This window comes from Paenibacillus sp. NPDC055715, assembly GCF_053617595.1.
In genome coordinates, this window is sequence record NZ_JBSHGA010000008.1 from 43,670 (window position 1) to 60,545 (window position 16,876).

At 48.3% G+C, this 16,876-nt stretch carries 20 protein-coding genes; 14 read left to right on the plus strand and 6 right to left on the minus strand.

Annotated elements, in window-relative coordinates; translation table 11 throughout:
• The first annotated feature begins 138 nt into the window (after window positions 1-138).
• The 7 genes from ACWGOO_RS14790 to ACWGOO_RS14820 all read left to right on the plus strand — a co-directional run bounded on the left by ACWGOO_RS14790 (window position 139) and on the right by ACWGOO_RS14820 (window position 8,385).
• Window positions 139-822 carry a hypothetical protein gene (locus ACWGOO_RS14790; RefSeq protein WP_452484582.1) on the plus strand — a complete coding sequence of 228 codons (684 nt, stop codon included), beginning with the start codon at window positions 139-141 and terminating at the stop codon, window positions 820-822.
• A 299-nt stretch (window positions 823-1,121) separates the two neighbouring features.
• A complete protein-coding gene (locus ACWGOO_RS14795; RefSeq protein WP_452484584.1) occupies window positions 1,122-2,645 on the plus strand; it encodes a peptidoglycan DD-metalloendopeptidase family protein in 1,524 nt (507 codons plus the stop codon).
• Window positions 2,646-2,875: 230 nt separating this feature from the next.
• Window positions 2,876-3,607, plus strand: a complete 732-nt coding sequence (yycF, locus tag ACWGOO_RS14800; protein ID WP_452484586.1) for a response regulator YycF — start codon at window positions 2,876-2,878, stop codon at window positions 3,605-3,607.
• Between the two features lie 71 nt (window positions 3,608-3,678).
• A complete protein-coding gene (walK, locus tag ACWGOO_RS14805) occupies window positions 3,679-5,433 on the plus strand; it encodes a cell wall metabolism sensor histidine kinase WalK (protein ID WP_452484910.1) in 1,755 nt (584 codons plus the stop codon).
• A complete protein-coding gene (locus ACWGOO_RS14810) occupies window positions 5,430-6,773 on the plus strand; it encodes a YycH family regulatory protein (RefSeq protein WP_452484588.1) in 1,344 nt (447 codons plus the stop codon). Before walK ends, ACWGOO_RS14810 begins: the two co-directional genes overlap by 4 nt.
• Window positions 6,774-6,807: 34 nt before the next feature.
• Window positions 6,808-7,572: a two-component system regulatory protein YycI gene (yycI, locus tag ACWGOO_RS14815; protein WP_452484589.1), complete on the plus strand. Its 765-nt coding sequence runs from the start codon at window positions 6,808-6,810 to the stop codon at window positions 7,570-7,572.
• A gap of 6 nt (window positions 7,573-7,578) precedes the next feature.
• Complete coding sequence (locus ACWGOO_RS14820) at window positions 7,579-8,385, plus strand: MBL fold metallo-hydrolase (protein ID WP_452484591.1); 807 nt, start codon at window positions 7,579-7,581, stop codon at window positions 8,383-8,385.
• On the opposite strand, the gene ACWGOO_RS14825 is transcribed toward ACWGOO_RS14820, so the two are convergent.
• Window positions 8,354-8,560 (minus strand): hypothetical protein, encoded by a 207-nt coding sequence (locus ACWGOO_RS14825; protein ID WP_452484593.1) that lies wholly within the window; start codon window positions 8,558-8,560, stop codon window positions 8,354-8,356. The genes ACWGOO_RS14820 and ACWGOO_RS14825 overlap by 32 nt on opposite strands.
• A gap of 485 nt (window positions 8,561-9,045) precedes the next feature.
• On the opposite strand from ACWGOO_RS14825, the gene ACWGOO_RS14830 reads away from it, so the two are divergent.
• The 5 genes from ACWGOO_RS14830 to ACWGOO_RS14850 all read left to right on the plus strand — a co-directional run bounded on the left by ACWGOO_RS14830 (window position 9,046) and on the right by ACWGOO_RS14850 (window position 12,397).
• A complete protein-coding gene (locus tag ACWGOO_RS14830) occupies window positions 9,046-10,281 on the plus strand; it encodes a S1C family serine protease (protein ID WP_452484595.1) in 1,236 nt (411 codons plus the stop codon).
• Between the two features lie 84 nt (window positions 10,282-10,365).
• Window positions 10,366-10,548 (plus strand): hypothetical protein, encoded by a 183-nt coding sequence (locus tag ACWGOO_RS14835; RefSeq protein ID WP_452484597.1) that lies wholly within the window; start codon window positions 10,366-10,368, stop codon window positions 10,546-10,548.
• Window positions 10,549-10,656: 108 nt separating this feature from the next.
• On the plus strand, window positions 10,657-10,824 hold the full coding sequence (locus ACWGOO_RS14840; protein WP_081750721.1) for a CxxH/CxxC protein: 168 nt from the start codon (window positions 10,657-10,659) through the stop codon (window positions 10,822-10,824).
• 119 nt (window positions 10,825-10,943) lie between these two features.
• A complete protein-coding gene (locus ACWGOO_RS14845) occupies window positions 10,944-11,882 on the plus strand; it encodes a DUF6597 domain-containing transcriptional factor (RefSeq protein WP_452484599.1) in 939 nt (312 codons plus the stop codon).
• A 26-nt stretch (window positions 11,883-11,908) separates the two neighbouring features.
• The gene (locus tag ACWGOO_RS14850) at window positions 11,909-12,397 is read left to right on the plus strand and encodes a DinB family protein (protein WP_452484601.1); all 489 of its coding nucleotides are present in this window, start codon (window positions 11,909-11,911) and stop codon (window positions 12,395-12,397) included.
• A gap of 84 nt (window positions 12,398-12,481) precedes the next feature.
• Here the strand turns inward: ACWGOO_RS14850 and ACWGOO_RS14855 are convergent, their stop codons facing one another.
• Entirely contained in the window at window positions 12,482-12,826 is a 345-nt protein-coding gene (locus ACWGOO_RS14855; RefSeq protein WP_452484603.1) for a helix-turn-helix domain-containing protein, read from the minus strand.
• 192 nt (window positions 12,827-13,018) lie between these two features.
• Between ACWGOO_RS14855 and ACWGOO_RS14860 the strand changes: the two genes are divergently transcribed.
• Window positions 13,019-13,867: a DNA-binding protein gene (locus ACWGOO_RS14860; protein WP_452484605.1), complete on the plus strand. Its 849-nt coding sequence runs from the start codon at window positions 13,019-13,021 to the stop codon at window positions 13,865-13,867.
• A gap of 165 nt (window positions 13,868-14,032) precedes the next feature.
• Entirely contained in the window at window positions 14,033-14,512 is a 480-nt protein-coding gene (gene rlmH, locus ACWGOO_RS14865) for a 23S rRNA (pseudouridine(1915)-N(3))-methyltransferase RlmH (RefSeq protein WP_452484607.1), read from the plus strand.
• A 281-nt stretch (window positions 14,513-14,793) separates the two neighbouring features.
• Here the strand turns inward: rlmH and ACWGOO_RS14870 are convergent, their stop codons facing one another.
• From ACWGOO_RS14870 to ACWGOO_RS14885, 4 genes are all read right to left on the minus strand, one after another.
• On the minus strand, window positions 14,794-15,168 hold the full coding sequence (locus tag ACWGOO_RS14870) for a hypothetical protein (protein ID WP_452484609.1): 375 nt from the start codon (window positions 15,166-15,168) through the stop codon (window positions 14,794-14,796).
• Between the two features lie 249 nt (window positions 15,169-15,417).
• Complete coding sequence (locus ACWGOO_RS14875; RefSeq protein WP_452484611.1) at window positions 15,418-15,804, minus strand: hypothetical protein; 387 nt, start codon at window positions 15,802-15,804, stop codon at window positions 15,418-15,420.
• A 26-nt stretch (window positions 15,805-15,830) separates the two neighbouring features.
• Window positions 15,831-16,076, minus strand: a complete 246-nt coding sequence (locus ACWGOO_RS14880; protein ID WP_452484613.1) for a hypothetical protein — start codon at window positions 16,074-16,076, stop codon at window positions 15,831-15,833.
• A gap of 64 nt (window positions 16,077-16,140) precedes the next feature.
• On the minus strand, window positions 16,141-16,665 hold the full coding sequence (locus ACWGOO_RS14885; RefSeq protein WP_452484615.1) for a hypothetical protein: 525 nt from the start codon (window positions 16,663-16,665) through the stop codon (window positions 16,141-16,143).
• Between the last annotated feature and the right edge of the window lie 211 nt (window positions 16,666-16,876).

Sequence of the window (16,876 nt, forward strand, 5' to 3'; positions counted from 1 at the left end):
TCTCTCCTTTTCCATGTAAAAGCAATTGTGCTAGTTTTGCATATTCCAAGGGTTAAAAATCGCCATATCTCGTCAATACTGATCTATATGCACTTTATGATGTACACATGCAAGATGCGTATAAGGAGGTAACGGGATATGAGGTGGCTTGGATGGCTGCTTAAAAAGGGAATGACGGTGGTGCTGGTCAGCGCCTTAACGCTGGCGGTAACAGGTATGGTCGTGAATGCCTATGTCCAATCGCTGCTGCGGCAGTTTAACATTCAGCTGGATCATCAGCCGGTATGGGGATTGGGCTGGCTGAACGGAAGCTCTGGCACCGATAAAAGTACAAACACGGGGAAAAACAAAGCTATGGGCGGCGGTTCGGAAAGTGTAAAACCGCCTGTTGATGCTTTACCTGTCATGGGGCAGGGACTAGAAGAGAGTGGGAGCGGCGCAGGAGGCACAGATGCTGCGGGAACCAGTGGGGCGACGAATGGGAATACATCGCAAGAGGGCGATTCTTCGTCGTCTGGTGCATCAGGTAGCGCGTCACGGGAACAGGCAGAAGGTACAGCTATACCTGAAACGAGTATTGAAGGTCATGAGCTGGTCATAACGCCCGACAATTTGACGGAGAAGAAGAACAGCTTAACCGCAGAGCAGAAGCAGGAAATTTTTGCGATTCTGATGAATAAGTTGCCGCCGGAGGAAATGCAGAAAATATCAGCCGCGATGGAAGGCGGCCTGACCGAGCAGGAGCTTCAGGATATTCAGCAGGTGCTTGCTAAATATTTGACCAAAGAGGAATACAACAAGCTGATGGGTATGCTTAAATAATAACGATTCGATCTTGGGTATTGATCATGCTCACAATAGGACTGTGGAATCCGCGCCAGGCGCGGATTTCTTTGCGTTTCAGGAAGAATATGGAGTACAGTTGAATTCTTTGTAAAAGCTATGTTAAAGTAAACAGTATCACGAAAAGGTTAAGATTTTGAAACCTTTTACGCAACTATGCAATGATAGATAGCGACTAATATCATAGATACTTGTGAATACAGGCTAGATTCATAGGGTGAAAGACCAATAACGAACGCATTTATATAGAGACAAGATATGCTGAAAAGGAGAGAATTATGAAGGTTTTGAAGGAAAAGCATTCACCAGATAGCAGGAATGGAGATTCGAGCATTGAGGACAAACCTGCTGCGGAAGCGGGGAAAATAGCAAAGTGGTGGAGCGGACGGAGAAAATGGTTGAGCTGGACCGCAGGCGGTGTGGTGATTGCAGGCAGTCTTATTTTTGCGGGAAATCAATATGTCGGAGCCAATACGGTCCCTTATTATAAAGTGTATGTAAAGGGTGTCGAGGTCGGAAGTATCCTCAATGAGCAACAGTTAAAGCAATTGTATGCAACGAAGAGCAAGCAATATAAGGACAAGTATCCCGGTGTGGACATGGTGCTCAATACGAGCGCGGTAACGACAGGCATTGAAAGGGCGCATGAAGTGGATATCGACAGCGGAGCAACATTGAAGAAGCTGGACGGGTTGCTGACCGCATATGCCAAAGGAGTAGAAGTAAAGGTCAACGGCCGGCCGGTCGGTATTATAAAAGATAAAGCGACTGCACAGGCGGCTTTGAAGCAAGTGCAAAAGAAATACATACCTGCGGGTGAGGGCACGGCTACAGGCATCAAGGGGCGGGTTCGCAAAACATCTGTGGGAAGCAGTCATGCAAGTGCCAGTAGCAAAACTCCTAAAGCATGGCTGGAGTCTGCCAGTATTCGTGAGAAAATTGTATACGAGCCTGTAAAAGCAGACCCGAACAAGGTGCTGACCGAGGCAGAAGCAGTTAAAGCGCTGACCGAAGCGCGTGAGGCGCCCGTAACGTACACGGTGCAGGAAGGCGATTCCCTGACGTCGATTGCGAATAAATTTAATATGACTGCTTGGGAGATTAAGCAGAACAACCCCGGCTCGCGTGAGCTGTATCTGCAAATTGGGGATGAGCTGAAGCTTAACGCTCCAAAGGCTCCGGTTACGGTCCGGACGGTGGAGAAGGTCGTCGAACAGATTGCCATTGAGCCAGAGATTGAGGTTCGCCAAAGTGACGAACTGAAAGCAGGGGCCACCAAGGTCGTCAGACCAGGACAAGCAGGCCTGAAGGAAATGGATTACCGTCTGACCAAGGAGAACGGCGAGGTCGTGCAAGAGGAATGGCTCGGTCAAAAGGTATTGCAGCCGTCTGTTTCCGAGGTGGTTCTGAAAGGAACGAAGGTCGTAGGCGAAGGATCGGGGCAGTTCGCTTGGCCGGTGTCCGGGGCAACGATGTCAAGTAGCTTTGGCGCACGCTGGGGACGTATGCATGAGGGTGTCGATTTAGTCGGCAGCCCTGACATTCACGCATCGGATGAAGGTGTAGTTACATTTGCAGGTCAGCAGAATGGCTACGGAAATGTCATTATGATCGACCATCGTAACGGCTACCAAACGGTGTACGGGCATTTGAGCAGCATTGGCGTTCATGTGGGACAGGTGGTTCAGCAAGGCGAGTCGATCGGAGTTATGGGTAACACGGGACGCTCGACAGGAACACATCTGCATTTTGAAATACGTAAAGAGGATACACCACACAATCCATTGACGTATTTAAGATAGATGGATCGTTTATAACGATGAGTTATTGATGATTCATGAGGATACGGGGGAAAGCCATGTTTTTCTGCATGCTTAACAGTAGTGCAGGCATGGCTTTTTCGTGTAAGAAAAAGGGGCTGGACAATTGATGGAATGGCGTGCGGGTATGGTAGAATAGATTAAGCAGCTTATGGACATTGACAAACGAAAGTTAATATATAACATGATCCGTGAGAAGAGGTGAGCGCTGTATGCAGGGAACGATTCTGGTAGTGGATGATGAACAGCCTATCGCTGATATTTTGAAATTTAATTTGGAAAAAGAGGGCTATCAGGTGATTTGCGCTTTCGATGGAATCAGCGCGGTGGATATCGCGGTCAAGCAGCGGCCTGACCTGATTCTGCTCGACCTGATGCTGCCGGGGATGGACGGCATGGACGTGTGCCGCGAGGTGCGTGGCCATCAGCTCCAGACGCCGATTATCATGCTGACCGCCAAAGACGGGGAAATCGACAAGGTGCTGGGGCTGGAACTGGGCGCAGATGATTATGTGACGAAGCCGTTCAGCACACGGGAATTGCTGGCACGGGTAAAGGCACAAATGCGCAGACAGCAGCGCGGCGGGGCAGGCACGTCGGAAAGCCGCTCGCAGGAAGAGAAGCAGGGGCTGCGCGTGGCGGACCTCTTTTTTGATACGGATATGTATACAGCTTACAAAAATGGTACATCGCTCGATCTTACGCACCGGGAGTATGAGCTTCTGTATTATATGGCGAAAAACGCCGGGAAGGTCATGACGCGGGAGCATTTGCTCCAGGCGGTGTGGGGCTTCGAATACTATGGAGATGTGCGTACGGTGGATGTGACGATCCGGCGGCTGCGTGAGAAGATTGAGGAAAACCCGAGCAAGCCGGAGACGATCCTGACACGCCGAGGACTCGGATATATTATTAGCGGGGGCAAAGGTGGCCTGCGGGCATGAGATGGCTATCTTTCTTTCGTACTATTCATGCGAAGCTGATCATTATTTATGTGCTGTTGATTTTAGTGGCGATGCAGCTGATCGGGGTCTATTTTGTCAGCTCGATGAAGAACTCTTTGACGAGCAACTTTACACAGGACTTGCAGGCGCGGGCGGAAATGCTGTCCGTGCTGGCAGAGCAGGATCTGAGCGGCAGTGACGGTAAAATGGAGGAAGACAGCGTGGAAAGTCTGCGCGCGCGCGTGAATAATCTGTTTGATTTCAGCGGCGCAGAAATTCAGGTACTGGATGCCAGCGGCAAGGTGCTGATTACGTCCCAAGGCTCACACGCCGATTATGTCGGACGCAAGAATACGCAGACGGTGGTCAGCCGCGCACTCCAGGGTATCCGTGACAACGAGGAATACATGGTGGACGAGGATAATGTCCGCAAGAAGGTCGTTGCCAAGCCTGTCATCAGCCAAGGCAAGATTGTCGGCGCAGTGTATATCGCTGCCTCCATGACCGAGCTGTACGATACGATGAAACGCATTAACAATGTGTTTTTATCAGGCATGCTCATTGCATTAGCGTTGACGGCTGTGCTGGGCGTGGTGCTGGCGCACACGATTACACACCCGATCAAGGTGATGACGCGTCATGCGACAGAGGTTGCCGAGGGCAAATTCGACCAGCAGATGCCTGTGTTTGGCGACGATGAGATCGGCAGGCTCAGCGTGGCCTTTAACTATATGACAGGCCGCTTGCGCGAGGCGCTGTCCCAAAATGAAGAGGAGAAGGAAAAGCTCTCCTCCATCTTGACCAACATGAGCGATGGTGTGGTCGCTACAGATGACAATGGCCGGGTTATTCTGGTCAACCGCCGAGCCAGCGCGATGCTAGGCGTGAACGAGAATGAAATGACCGGCAGACATATCGCAGTGCTGCTCGGTATCGACCCGGAGGAAACCGAGGTCCTGTACAGTGGTTCTTCAGCTTCCACGCTCTTGCAACTGGAGCCAGCGGGTCAGGACGAGCCGATCGTTATCCGCGTGACGTTCACGCCGATTCATCGGCGGGAATTTGGCATCACGGGGACGATTGCGGTGCTCCAGGATGTGACGGAGCAGGAGGAAATGGAGACGACACGGCGGGAATTCGTAGCGAATGTATCGCATGAGCTGCGCACCCCATTGACGACAATCCGCAGCTATGCCGAAGCGCTGGATGACGGCGCAATGGGTGAACCACAGCTCGCGGAGCGCTTTGTGGGCGTGATCCGCAACGAGACGGAGCGTATGATCCGGTTAGTCACGGATTTGCTGCATCTGTCGCGGCTGGACTCCAATGAATCGCCTTTGCGGATGCAGCCTGCGGATGTGATGGAAATGCTGGACGAAGTCGCGGATCGGTTTTCTTTTCAAATGAAGCAAAAGAATATCCGGTCTGGAATGTTCGTGGAGCAGGGGATCGGCAAGGTCGTGATTGACCGGGATCAAATTGAGCAGGTGTTGGACAATCTGATGTCCAATGCTTTGAAATATACGCCGGAGGGCGGAAGTATTCGGATTGAAGCTCGCCGTAATAGTGAGGGGATGCTGTCTATTTCGGTACAGGATACCGGGATAGGGATTCCTAAAAAGGATTTGGACCGGATTTTTGAACGGTTTTACCGTGTGGACAAGGCCAGATCGCGCAATATGGGTGGCACAGGTTTGGGGCTGTCGATTGCCCGGGAAATTGTAAAGGCTCATGGGGGCCAGATTTTTCTAGAGTCGGAATACGGTCAGGGAACCTGTACGACCTTTACGGTACCCATGTCGGGTGAAGGGAGGGAAGCACAGTGAAGGAACATTTGAAGTCATGGGCGCTTATTTTGCTGGTTGCTTCCAGCCTCGTACAGAGTTATTTTCTGATTTACCGCCTTCCGGGCAGTGATTCTGTCTTTACTTCGGAGACGAACTATGTCAAAACCGAGAGCATGGGACAGGAGAAAAAGATTGAAAATCTCGTGTTTCCCGATAAAATGCTGATTCACCAAGGGCAAAACAAGCATACCGTTTTTTATCCGGGCGTTGCTTTCTATGATTTGATTTTTAAACGGCTAGAAAGCCGGAGCTTTAACAGCTTTCAACGTCGGAGTATCCAGTCGGCGGATTGGGCGCAGATTCGCAGCGAGAATGAGGGCATGGAATTGTCCTTTTCGGGGGGCGTCCCTGTTTCATTACTGGAGCGGGTCATGCATCTGACGCCGGATTCGGTGTTTCAAGGAGAGACGATTAACCGTATCTGGATCTATATAGATGAGAAAAATGCCAAGCCGCATGCTCTCTTTTTCAGTGCCAGAGGCGATGTGGTGTATGAGGCGAATCAGTTCGATATGACGGTGGAGGATATCCGGCAGCATGTGAATTTCGGTAAAAATGCTCCATTGTACGAGCTGGTGGATAATCAGTATTACATTCCGGCAGATAACCTGGAGACGGTGCAGCCGGTGGTATATGCCGGGTTGTTCACGACAGAGCAGATGCAGCGGAATTTGTTTTTCGATCCGGGGATTACCCGTAATATTCAGGAGAAGGACGGTTCCCAAATTTATACGGACAGCAAGCGCAGTCTGCAAATTAAGCAGGAGCAGCGTTGGATGAGCTATACAGATCCCAGTGCGCCGGGGGCAGGCGGAAGCAGTTCGGTGAGAGATGTGCTAGGGGCAGTTGATTTTGTGAATCAGCATGGCGGTTGGGATGCTTCGTATCAGTTGAAAATGAAAAGCAGCAACGAGAATCGTACCAATGTGCTGTTCCAGCAGTATTACGGATCTTATCCGGTGCTGGATACGCCATCCTTCCGGTTTGGCACGATTTTGTTGGAAATCCAGCAGGAAACGGCATCCGTCTATGATCGGTCGCTGTTGTATCTCAAGGGCGGCGAACAATCCTCGAAAAAGGTTATGCTTCCGGGTGGTGAAACCTTGAAGAAGCAGTTGGAAGCTGTAGCTAAAGGGAAAACGATTAGAGATCTGACCCCTGTATATCAGCCAGAGGTGATCAATGATGGGTTAAAGCTCGTTCCCGAGTGGCGGGTTATATTGAGCGATGGTTCAGTGGCAGAGATTCACGTTGTGACCGTAACGGCGACAACGTCGAGTACACCGCAAACGCAGCAATCTCAGGTGGTAAAGAAGTGACTATACAGGCTTATGGCAGAAAGGGGGAACGGGAATGGATTGGAGCCGCGCCAAAAACGTACTGATCTGCACATTTTTGCTGCTCAATGTGGTACTGGGTTACCAGCTGTGGCATGATGCACAGGAAACTGCGGGGCCGAATCTGGATTTTACTTCGCTGGATGAAAATACGCAGCGTTTAATGGAAGAGAAGAGCATTCAGGTGTTGGCTCCGATTCCCGGGGATACTCCCCAACTGCCGAAGCTGTCTTACACGTATGTTCATAGTGGGGAAAAGGATGATCGCGTGCAACTGGTAAAGCCGGTAGACAGCAAGCTTGTATTCACCCATGATGCGCTAGTTGAGGCATTGGAGCCGCAAATCAAGGATATCGACAACTACCAGTATGATCCACTGGATGTACAGGAGGAGCCAGCATCCGGACAGACGGACGCTTTTGTGCTGCATCCGTTGGTACAGGATAAATGGCCGCTGTTTAATGTCAAGCTGGCTCTGTTTTACAGTAATCAGAAGATTACCGGATATCGCAAAATTCAGGTGGATCTTCAGCCCTCGGATGAGACGAAGAAAATGCTGCCCGCATCCAAAGCGTTGGCACGGCTGATTGACAGTTATTTGCCGCGTGATGCGATTGTGAAGGATATCCGGCTGGGTTATTACGGACAGACCTTTAACTCGGATAACCAGGTAGCTGCGCCTGTATGGCGGTTTATGCTGGATAACGGGCAAGGCGTGTATTACGTGCAGATGAATGGAGATGTCATAAGTCCAAAGACAGAACAAACAGAAGGGTCTTGAATAGATATGGGGATTTCATTTACCGTGCTGTCGAGCGGTTCGACCGGCAATGCCACCGTTGTCCGGAACGAAGACACGACATTACTCATCGACGCAGGTCTCAGTGCGAAGCGTATTAATGAATTGCTGAAGGAACGCGATCTGAGCGGAGAAGAGTTGGATGGTATTTTGGTCACACATGAGCATTCCGATCATGTTAAAGGACTAGGCGCCATGGCGCGTAAATATAATTTACCTGTGTATGCGAATGAGAAGACGTGGTTTGCCATCAGCAATGCTGTCGGGCAGATTGCGGACGATAACCGCAGAATATTGGAGACAGGCGCGACACGGGAGTTTGAATCGTTGCGCGTAGAGTCTTTTGGCATATCCCATGATGCGGCTGAGCCGGTAGGCTATAGCTTTTACGATGGGGCAGAGAAGCTCAGTGTAGCCACTGATCTCGGCTATGTCAGCGACAAGGTGAAGCAGGCCATTTCAGACGCAGACGTATTGGTGCTAGAATCTAATCATGATGTGGAAATGCTGCGCATGGGACGTTATCCATGGAACATCAAGCGCCGTATTCTCAGCGATATCGGTCACTTATCCAATGAGATGGCGGGCGCGATTCTTAGCGAGCTGCTGACGGGACGGACGAAGCGAACGTATTTGGCACATTTGAGTCGCGACCACAATATGATGGAGCTGGCAAAGCTGACCGTGCGCGGGGCGATGGAAGACCGCGGCTGCTTTTACAAGGACAGTGAGTTCCGATTGTGCGATACGTATTATGACCGTCCTACACCGTGGGATAAGGTAAGTGAGCCATAAAGCGGTCCAGCTCGGCGGCTTTGCGTTCTAACTCTTCGCGGGTCACCATGCCTTTGTCCACCAGCAGCTCAATGAGTGTACTTAACGCCAGAGTGTTGCGGTAATGCTCGTCTTTCAGATCCGCAAGCTTGGCAACCATACAAACTTCATCCATAGCTGAGCGATGTTGATTCATCATACATTCCTCCTGTTAAAATATTTAAAAAACGGTGTGTGATCAGCTTGGTTTTGCCGGGTGCTGTGATACAATAAAGCTAACAATTGAAAGCTTTTTGAAGGAAAGCTTGTATCGGAAGCATAAGCTGTTGCAAGCGAACGGGAACAGGCCAGAACGTCTCTATGAGACGATCATTTTGTAATAGAATAGAAGACTTGTTACTATTGTAGTCAATTGGTTTGGAAATCATTCCTCCTTTTTCCTCTATTCGGAGTGGGATGCGGTGTGTATGCTGGTTAATGAGATCAGGATGCTTAGGGAGGCCCCATTTGTGGTGATTAATAAGTAGACTGAAATGAGCGGTTGTTTCGGTCATGGGGGATATTCAATCCATTTTGGCGTTCAAACGGAGCGAGTCTCTGTAGCATAGGTTGGCGCAAGCCCGAATAGCCCTAATTTTTTAGTGAGTGTCGGTGCATGACAACGAAGGGGAGAGGATTAGCATGGGCTTGTTTGATGACGATTTTTATTCAACGAGGGTATCCACGCGTGCGGCCAAAAAAAAGGCATTCAAGGCACGGCGCGGAGGACAGGGACGTTGGCCGCATAGGAACCGGGGCGTAAGTCCAGTGCAGGCTGCTGTCATTAGCGGTGCAGTTAGTGCGGTGGTTGCGGTGCTGCTCTTCAGCTTTATTACAGATCTGCCCTCCACTACAGTGGTAACCGGAGCAAGCCATTATCCGATGCGGCAAGCAGCGGGTGATCCGTATGACCGAATTGTGCAGGCGGCAGCCAAGGTGCGCCCAGCCGTCGTCAGCATCGTGAACCTGAAAGGGGGAGACGGTCATAGCACAGAGCCGTCGGCGCTTGGATCGGGTGTTATTTTCCGGATAGCTTCCGGCAAAGCCTTCATTATGACTAACAATCATGTGATTGAAGGCTCGGATGATCTGGAGATTGTAACCGTGGATGGTGTCAAAAAAGAGGCGAAGCTGATCGGCAAGGATCGCATTAGCGATATCGCAGTGCTAGCGGTAGACGATAAGGGCATTAGCACGATAGCGGATATCGGTGATTCCAGTAAGCTTCGTCTGGGCGAGACCGTGATTGCTATTGGTAATCCGCTTGGCTTGGGCGATACGCTCACCTCCGGCATTGTGAGCTATACGAATCGCATCATTCCCATTTCCATTAATCAGGATGGCGTATATGACTGGGAACAGCATGTCATCCAGACCGACGCAGCGATCAATGAGGGGAACAGCGGCGGTGCGCTGGTCGATCTGGACGGACGTGTAATTGGCATCAATACGATGAAAATTGCCGATACTGGTGTGGAAGGACTCGGCTTCGCCATTCCGGCCAATGAGGTCATGAAGACGGTGAATGAACTGGTTGAGGACGGTAAGATTACCCGTCCTTATCTGGGGGTATACACGGTTGACCTCAATAATGAGTATGCTCCGCTGGATGAAACACAGCGCAAAGAACTCAAGTTGCCTAACATCGTAAAGGACGGAGCGGTTATTCTGGAGGCGCACGGCCCTGCCGAGGAGGCAGGCTTGAAGCTGAACGATGTCATTACTGCGTTCGATATTGAACCGATTAACTCCACGCTTGATTTGCGCCGCTACTTGTATGATAACAAGAAGATTGGCGACGATCTGAAAGTTACCTTTTACAGGGCAGGCAAGGAAGAATCCGTGACGTTGAAATTAACGGATAAGCCGGAAGGCTAAGATTTGATTATAGGCTTAACTATAAAAAAGGGCGTTCTCGGATCATTTCCAGAGACCGCCTTTTTCATTTGACTATTACGCCTTATGTCAAGATGCCGTTCCCGTTACACGGGTTCCGCTCTTGGTAATGTTGTAGGTTACCACATCGCCGCTCCCACCGCACGCTGGGCAGCTACGTACAGGCTATTACTGGAGCGATATCCCGATTTCCACGAGGACCTGAACGTCAGTCATGTTCTCATTTTTAAAACCAAGCGTCAGGGATAGGAATCAAGCCCTTTTCTTTCCGCGTTAAGTGTGGTAGAACAAAAGAAGGCGTTTGTAACAGACGCCAAACAACTGGACGAGCTTCATACGGAAAGGGATGCAACTGGGATGTACGTGGTATGTAAAGAGCATGTGGAACTGGCAATTGATATGTTCGTCGATGAATACGAGGATGCACCGGATGTCGTCGATCTCAAGGAAACGAAATTTTCGGATTGGGACCCTCCGGTGAAGTGCAAGGAATGTGAGCAGAAAGCGGAATTTTTAGTCGTCTAAAAAACAAGCACGGGCGTTTCGGGGAGAAACGTCCTTTTTGTATACTAGGATTTTGAAAAATCCTCATACATATAGCTATACTTATTCGCAACACGTGCTGAGGCAGGAGTGAACGATGGATGGACCCTTTGCTGCATTCACTGTTTCGTCCGATTCAGGTCCATGGAAGTGATTCTTCCACAACCTATATCGAAAAAAGGCCGTCTGCTGCGCTGAGAGCTTATGTCGCTTGCTATTGGGAGTCCGGTCCGGTTACTGGAGAGGTTTTGGAGGGGAATCCGGGTATTTCGTGTGCTAGCGAAGCTACATTAAGCTTGTCAGGTGAAGAAGCAGTGGATCGGGTATTGCCTGACGGCTGTACGGATATTCTATTAAAATACAACCCTGTAAGTAAGCGTCAGGAACTCTCGTACTGCGGGACGTTTACACATCCGTTCGTGTCTGCCGGACAAGCAGGTACCGAGACACGTATGTTTGCTGTGCGATTTTTTCCGGGCGGGGCACATTATTTTCACGACATGCCAACTCATCTGTTTACAGGTGGACACTTCCGCTTGGAAGATATCTGGCCCGAAAGCATCGCGGTCATAGGTGAGCGTATTCTGGAGGCACAGGATTTTAATGAACGGGTGCGCATCATGGATGAGTATCTAAACCAGCTTTTGCTGCGCCAAGGGGCGAACGATTGTGATCTGATGAAAAATCTGCTGCATCGTATTTTTGTAAGTAGTGGGAGTATGAGTGTTAAAGAGCTAGCAGAGCGCGAAGCGATCAGTGAAAGACAGATCAACCGCAAGTTCGGGCAATGGATCGGGATCAGTCCCAAAAAATTCAGTGAAGTTGTCCGCTTCCAGAGCGTTCTACACAGTATCCAAAGCGGCGGGAGTCTGGATTGGACGGAGCTGGCATTAAAGCACAGCTTTTTCGATCAGGCACATCTGATCCGCGATTTTCGCAGATTTTATGGCGATTCCCCGCTTACTGCGGCCAAGGATTTTCAGAAGTTGTCCGATTTTTACAATACACGCCCAGAGGCTTCGGCTATACTCAAAATATGAATAAGAATGGCAAAGGAGATGAGAATATGAGTGGAACGCTGCAAGTTCGCGATCATCTGCTGAGTGAGTTGGAAACCGGAGTACGGACGGGGGAAGCCTTGATCCGTAAAATACGCCCAGAGGATTGGAGTTTTCGTCCACAGGACAATTTCCGCTCGCTTTTGGAGCTAGTGCATCATTTTGTACTTATTCCAGCTTCGGATCTTGCAATTATGCAGGAGAAGTCCGAGGGTGAAGTGGGAGAGATTGAAACCAGCCTGTCCGGGGTGGGAAATCCCGAGCGCTTGGCTGCAAGTTTCAGAGAGAATTTTGAGGCGTATAAGGCTTACATTCTTTCGCTTAGCGAAGAGGATTATCTGAATCGTTCGACCAAAGCCTTTTATATGGAGCATGGACATGTGCAGGTCCAATGGCAGATTGAGACCGTTACACACGTGTTCCATCACCGTTCGCAAATATATAATTATTTGAAGCAGTTGGGGCATGAAGTGAGTTTCTTTATGTTGTACGCTTGAGTATTTTTTATAAAAAGGTTTGGAGGGCACCTGTGCGGTGCTCTTTTTTTGGTTGTAATCAAGTTTTTCCGGGATGGTATGGTCCTACTCAAACGCGCGTGAAACTTCTTTACTAACTCGTCTAAGAATCCCGATTTGCTCTTCATTCAATCTGCTGGTCAACGCAACAAATTCATCTACCGCCTCTTGCCGAATAGTTTCGTCTTTAGTCATATGTTCTTTGGAAAACATTAATTCACTGATAGACACGTTTAAGGCGGTTAACACCTTCTCCAACGTATCAATAGAAAAGTTTCTTTCGCCACGCTCTACCGATCCAATATATGCATCATCTAATCCTGAAAGTTCCGCAAGTTGTTGCTGTGTTAATCCCTTAGCCTTCCGAATTGCTCTAATTCTTTCTCCAACTGAATTTCGTAATTTTGTCATATTAGCCACCTCTCCTAAAGGTTAGGAGAGTATCGATGTAATTAGCAGAGACATAAAGGCGGTAAAATTCATTGAAAAAACTGCGATTATGTACTATAGTTAATTTATTGTACTACTTATTTGGAGTTTCACAAAGGAATATATTAAGAGCGAGTGCTTTTTATTCTAGTCATTTTAAAGGAGGAACCCTCTTTGCGAACTTCTATCCTGAAATCACTCAAACCGGACATCATTGTTGAAATGTTGGAGATGGCTGTGGCTTTTGAAAATTGGAAAAAGGTGATGGAGACAGCAGATATTTTGTACCAATGTGTACAGCGTATCTATGAAGAACGGCAGTATCATAAAGCAATGAAATTACCCATTCCGCATGTCAATTTAGAGCGCCCGCTGGTATATTATTTTGGACTCAGTCACCTGATGTGTGGAATGGCTCACCAGAATCAGGGTGCATATGAGCAGGCGAGGGAGTGCATCTATAAGTATGCTGAGCTGGGTTGGATGGAGGATCTAAAGGAAGAAGACAATCAGGTTGTTGAGGAGTTCAGGTTTTTAGCCAAAACTAATTTATATGCAGTAGATATTTTGTCTGGAAATATAGGGCTTGTAGAGGAATACGCAGCCTTTTTGCAGGATAATCTAGAGGAAATATTACCGGGGCTGAATACCATATTACAGGCAGCGCTTATGTATCAAATGGATGTGGCAGATATTTTACATACGTTTGCAGAGCAGATTGATGAATTCGGGAGTTATGAAGACGCAGAGAACGTATCTTACTATTATAGCTACTGCTATCATTTGGCTTTGTACTATCGGGAGTGTGGCAGATTACAGGAAGCAGTGGGGCTTACTTTGCAGGCGATGCAACTAGCCGATCAGTCGGGTAACGATCGAAATTTCAAGAAATGTACAGCATTGTTGGAATCATTGCGGGAGTCAGCGACAGCGGAACAAATCAGCGAATATCGACAGATGCTGATGCAGTGTCTTGATGAATATGAAACGGATAGGCATTTCATTTGTGAAGAGCGTAAATGAATGATCCGCTATAATCTGAACAGGGAATAGGCTCGTAACGGAGAGGAAATAGATAGGTAAGAGACGTTTCAGGTGCTAAAATAACTATGTTAAAGGTATCTTTTCATGTTAGGGATCGTAAATACGATTTTACATTATCATTCGACATAGATAGGGGTATGGAATTTGTTTATTCAGCTTATAGGTGTTGGCAAGTTAAAAGAGAAGTATTTGGTCATGGGAATTCAGGAATACGCTAAACGGCTGGGGCCATACATCAAGTTTCAAATGATCGAAGTAGCCGATGAAAAGGCTCCCGATACACTGAGCGAGGTGGAGGTTCGACAGGTCAAGGAGCGAGAGGGCGAGCGTATTCTTGCCCATGTGAAAAGTGAAGCACATGTCATTGTGCTCGCCATCGACGGCAAACTCTGGAGCTCGGAAGAACTCGCAGAGGAATTGGACAAGCTCGGCACTTACGGCACAAGCCATGTTGTCTTTGTCATTGGCGGCAGCCACGGCCTCTCTGACGAAGTCCTCCGCCGCGCCCAGCAGAAGCTGAGCTTCGGAAGAATGACTTTGCCACATCAGCTGATGCGATTGGTGCTGGTGGAACAGATTTATCGGGCGGTGAAGATTAATCGAGGTGAACCGTACCATAAGTAGGGCGAAAATTTAGCATCAGTTGGAGTAAGTGATAGGAGCACTGTTTTTCGTAGTACATTGCATCAGTATTAGTAATCTGTATTGATTAAAATAAGGCGTAGCCAGTTATGATACAGATTACGCCTTACTTCAAGTTAAAGCCTTGTTTTTATATGATACTTACTAATATTTAAAATAATTACTTCAAGGGCTTTCTTGATGGATTCGATATATTGAGATATTGTAAAAAAGTGTTCCACTTCTCGAGCTCTATATATGTTATAGGTGGTGAAATATTGTTTTTATATCTCTTTCATAAATATACTTTGCACTTGATACAAGAGAGAATCTTTTAGATATCCTTGAACGAGTGTTTGCAATCTACTGAGATCATTTGGATGAATGTCAGCTTCTTGAGGTATGACCAGTGTCACGTATTCCCCTATTCTTTGTACGGCATTGTAAATCGGATCAGTTCTGTATAAAGAAAATGAAATTTCCTCAGGGTAATTAGCGTAGACCCTAGCATTGGTTTGGTGAATTAATTTGTATCTGAAAATACGGCAGTTAATGATAGCATCAATTGTTGTGAAGAAGAAGTACCTGTCAGACTTATTACCAAATTGCCTAGGGTTTTCATGACATAATATCAGATTATCCCACTGAGCCAGGGCCATCTTGTGATGCTCTTCAAAGAAGAACTGAGTCAATACTTTAACAACAGGATGATCTTCGAAAAAATGAAGTTGGAAAGGACTAACTGGAGAGACTCCTTTAATGATGTCCTGAATGGTGAATTGTTCAGGATTTCAGGCTGACTATCCAGCGCCAGCAGGAGGCAAGCGAACAGTCGATCTGCATCTGCTCTTTCGGTAATCAGATTTAGTTGAATTGTTGGTTGTTTGCTGTTTCCCAGTCCAGCGCCGTTATAATTGGTTCGGGTGATTCGGTGAACTTTCGGCCACTTTGCTGAGGACATCCCGGTATCCGTAGGCAAACAAAAAGCGACCGAGCTTCAAGGAAGCCTGACCGCCAAGGATGGATTGTATCTTTGGTAGGAGCTGATGGTGAAAGTCAGTGTATCGATCTACAGATGCAGCAACGTCTTCAAGCTCTACGCATTCATCTGGCAGCTCAGCTTCTGTGAGCAGGTCGTTCATGCCCTTAACTCGGTGCGAATCGGTAAGTTTGATTTGCTCGGAACATAGAAGATGAGTAAGAAAGGTGACCGTGTTGAAGGCGTACTCACCTTTTCCAAGCAATCCCGTCCAGTAGGAGATGACTAATGGCGGTTCAGGTTTATACTGTTCCACAAAGTTCTTCCAGTGGCTAATGACCGTCAGATGGCGATTTTTTTTTGTGGAAAAGTTGCGTTACTACGCTGCCAGAAGCCGCCGCGCCAGGACAGCGCAGCGCGAAGCGTCTCCGGGCTGACTGCCTCGGGGTCGGCGAACTGCTCGCGCCACCAGTCGAGCGGCTCTGCTGGGTACTTGGCGTAAGGGAAGTGGGACATGTGCTCATCGAAGTGGTCGTTGATGTAGGTGACGATGGCTTTCTTCTTGTTCTCACTGATGGTCAGGGACATTCGGTTAGTTCCTCCTTGTTAGGGGTTGTGGCGTCAGTGACGAAAGTGACGCAATTCTGTGTGGCTAGAAGAGGCCGTCGAAGTCGTCATTGGTTAGGTGTTTGGCGTCGTCCTTTTTGGTCGGCTGTTCCTGTGCCGATTTCATGTAGTCCTCGTCATGGCCGTTCAGGGCGATCCGCTGCTCGGGCGTAAGGAACGGGTCTTTGAGCTGGACGTAGAACGGCTCAGCGAGCTCTCGTACCCAGCGGAGCGTGTCGGGGACGGCGCCACCATGAAAAATGGGAGGCTCCTCTGCCCAGAGGTCCTCCCATACGAATTCTGGGGTCCTGGTGCCGCTGTCTATCCTTACATAAATGTCCGTTCCATCAACGTATTCGTTGGTTCCGGCTTCGTCAGTTGTACAAAGGAAGAGGCGAATGGTGAGGGTTGGCGGTTCCTCGTCTCCAGGTATGGGCGTAACATATTTCTCAACGTAAGGCATAATTGCTAGCGCCATTATCCATACATTTTGCTGGTAGGCACCTCGAAGATCATTGATTTCGAATCTGTTCTTGAGCGTTGGTAATATAACGTTTTGAAAGTGAGCCATAGCAATTCTCCTTTTGGTTACCCGATTAGTTTTATCGGAAGAAATCACGAGTGGGAAAATATACCCAAACATAGTAAGATGGATAGAGAACAACTAGAGCGAGGTTTGGTTAAGTGCGGTTTGATTCTCGGAATCTTTAACGAGTACGATTTTGGTTTCTATAAAAATTTTATACAATAGAAGTAAGAGCATATGCACTTTCATTTTAGGT

Excerpts from the sequence above, each read along its gene's own strand:
- ACWGOO_RS14870 (WP_452484609.1), bottom strand. The coding sequence starts at position 15,168 with ATGGCCCTGGCTCAGTGGGATAATCTGATATTATGTCATGAAAACCCT.
- ACWGOO_RS14835 (WP_452484597.1), top strand. The coding sequence starts at position 10,366 with ATGTCAAGATGCCGTTCCCGTTACACGGGTTCCGCTCTTGGTAATGTT.
- ACWGOO_RS14795 (WP_452484584.1), top strand. The coding sequence starts at position 1,122 with ATGAAGGTTTTGAAGGAAAAGCATTCACCAGATAGCAGGAATGGAGAT.
- ACWGOO_RS14850 (WP_452484601.1), top strand. The coding sequence starts at position 11,909 with ATGAGTGGAACGCTGCAAGTTCGCGATCATCTGCTGAGTGAGTTGGAA.
- ACWGOO_RS14840 (WP_081750721.1), top strand. The coding sequence starts at position 10,657 with ATGTACGTGGTATGTAAAGAGCATGTGGAACTGGCAATTGATATGTTC.
- ACWGOO_RS14820 (WP_452484591.1), top strand. The coding sequence starts at position 7,579 with ATGGGGATTTCATTTACCGTGCTGTCGAGCGGTTCGACCGGCAATGCC.
- ACWGOO_RS14825 (WP_452484593.1), bottom strand. The coding sequence starts at position 8,560 with ATGAATCAACATCGCTCAGCTATGGATGAAGTTTGTATGGTTGCCAAG.
- yycI (WP_452484589.1), top strand. The coding sequence starts at position 6,808 with ATGGATTGGAGCCGCGCCAAAAACGTACTGATCTGCACATTTTTGCTG.
- ACWGOO_RS14855 (WP_452484603.1), bottom strand. The coding sequence starts at position 12,826 with ATGACAAAATTACGAAATTCAGTTGGAGAAAGAATTAGAGCAATTCGG.
- ACWGOO_RS14830 (WP_452484595.1), top strand. The coding sequence starts at position 9,046 with ATGGGCTTGTTTGATGACGATTTTTATTCAACGAGGGTATCCACGCGT.
- ACWGOO_RS14885 (WP_452484615.1), bottom strand. The coding sequence starts at position 16,665 with ATGGCTCACTTTCAAAACGTTATATTACCAACGCTCAAGAACAGATTC.
- walK (WP_452484910.1), top strand. The coding sequence starts at position 3,679 with ATGCAGCTGATCGGGGTCTATTTTGTCAGCTCGATGAAGAACTCTTTG.
- ACWGOO_RS14845 (WP_452484599.1), top strand. The coding sequence starts at position 10,944 with ATGGACCCTTTGCTGCATTCACTGTTTCGTCCGATTCAGGTCCATGGA.
- yycF (WP_452484586.1), top strand. The coding sequence starts at position 2,876 with ATGCAGGGAACGATTCTGGTAGTGGATGATGAACAGCCTATCGCTGAT.
- ACWGOO_RS14790 (WP_452484582.1), top strand. The coding sequence starts at position 139 with ATGAGGTGGCTTGGATGGCTGCTTAAAAAGGGAATGACGGTGGTGCTG.
- ACWGOO_RS14880 (WP_452484613.1), bottom strand. The coding sequence starts at position 16,076 with ATGTCCCTGACCATCAGTGAGAACAAGAAGAAAGCCATCGTCACCTAC.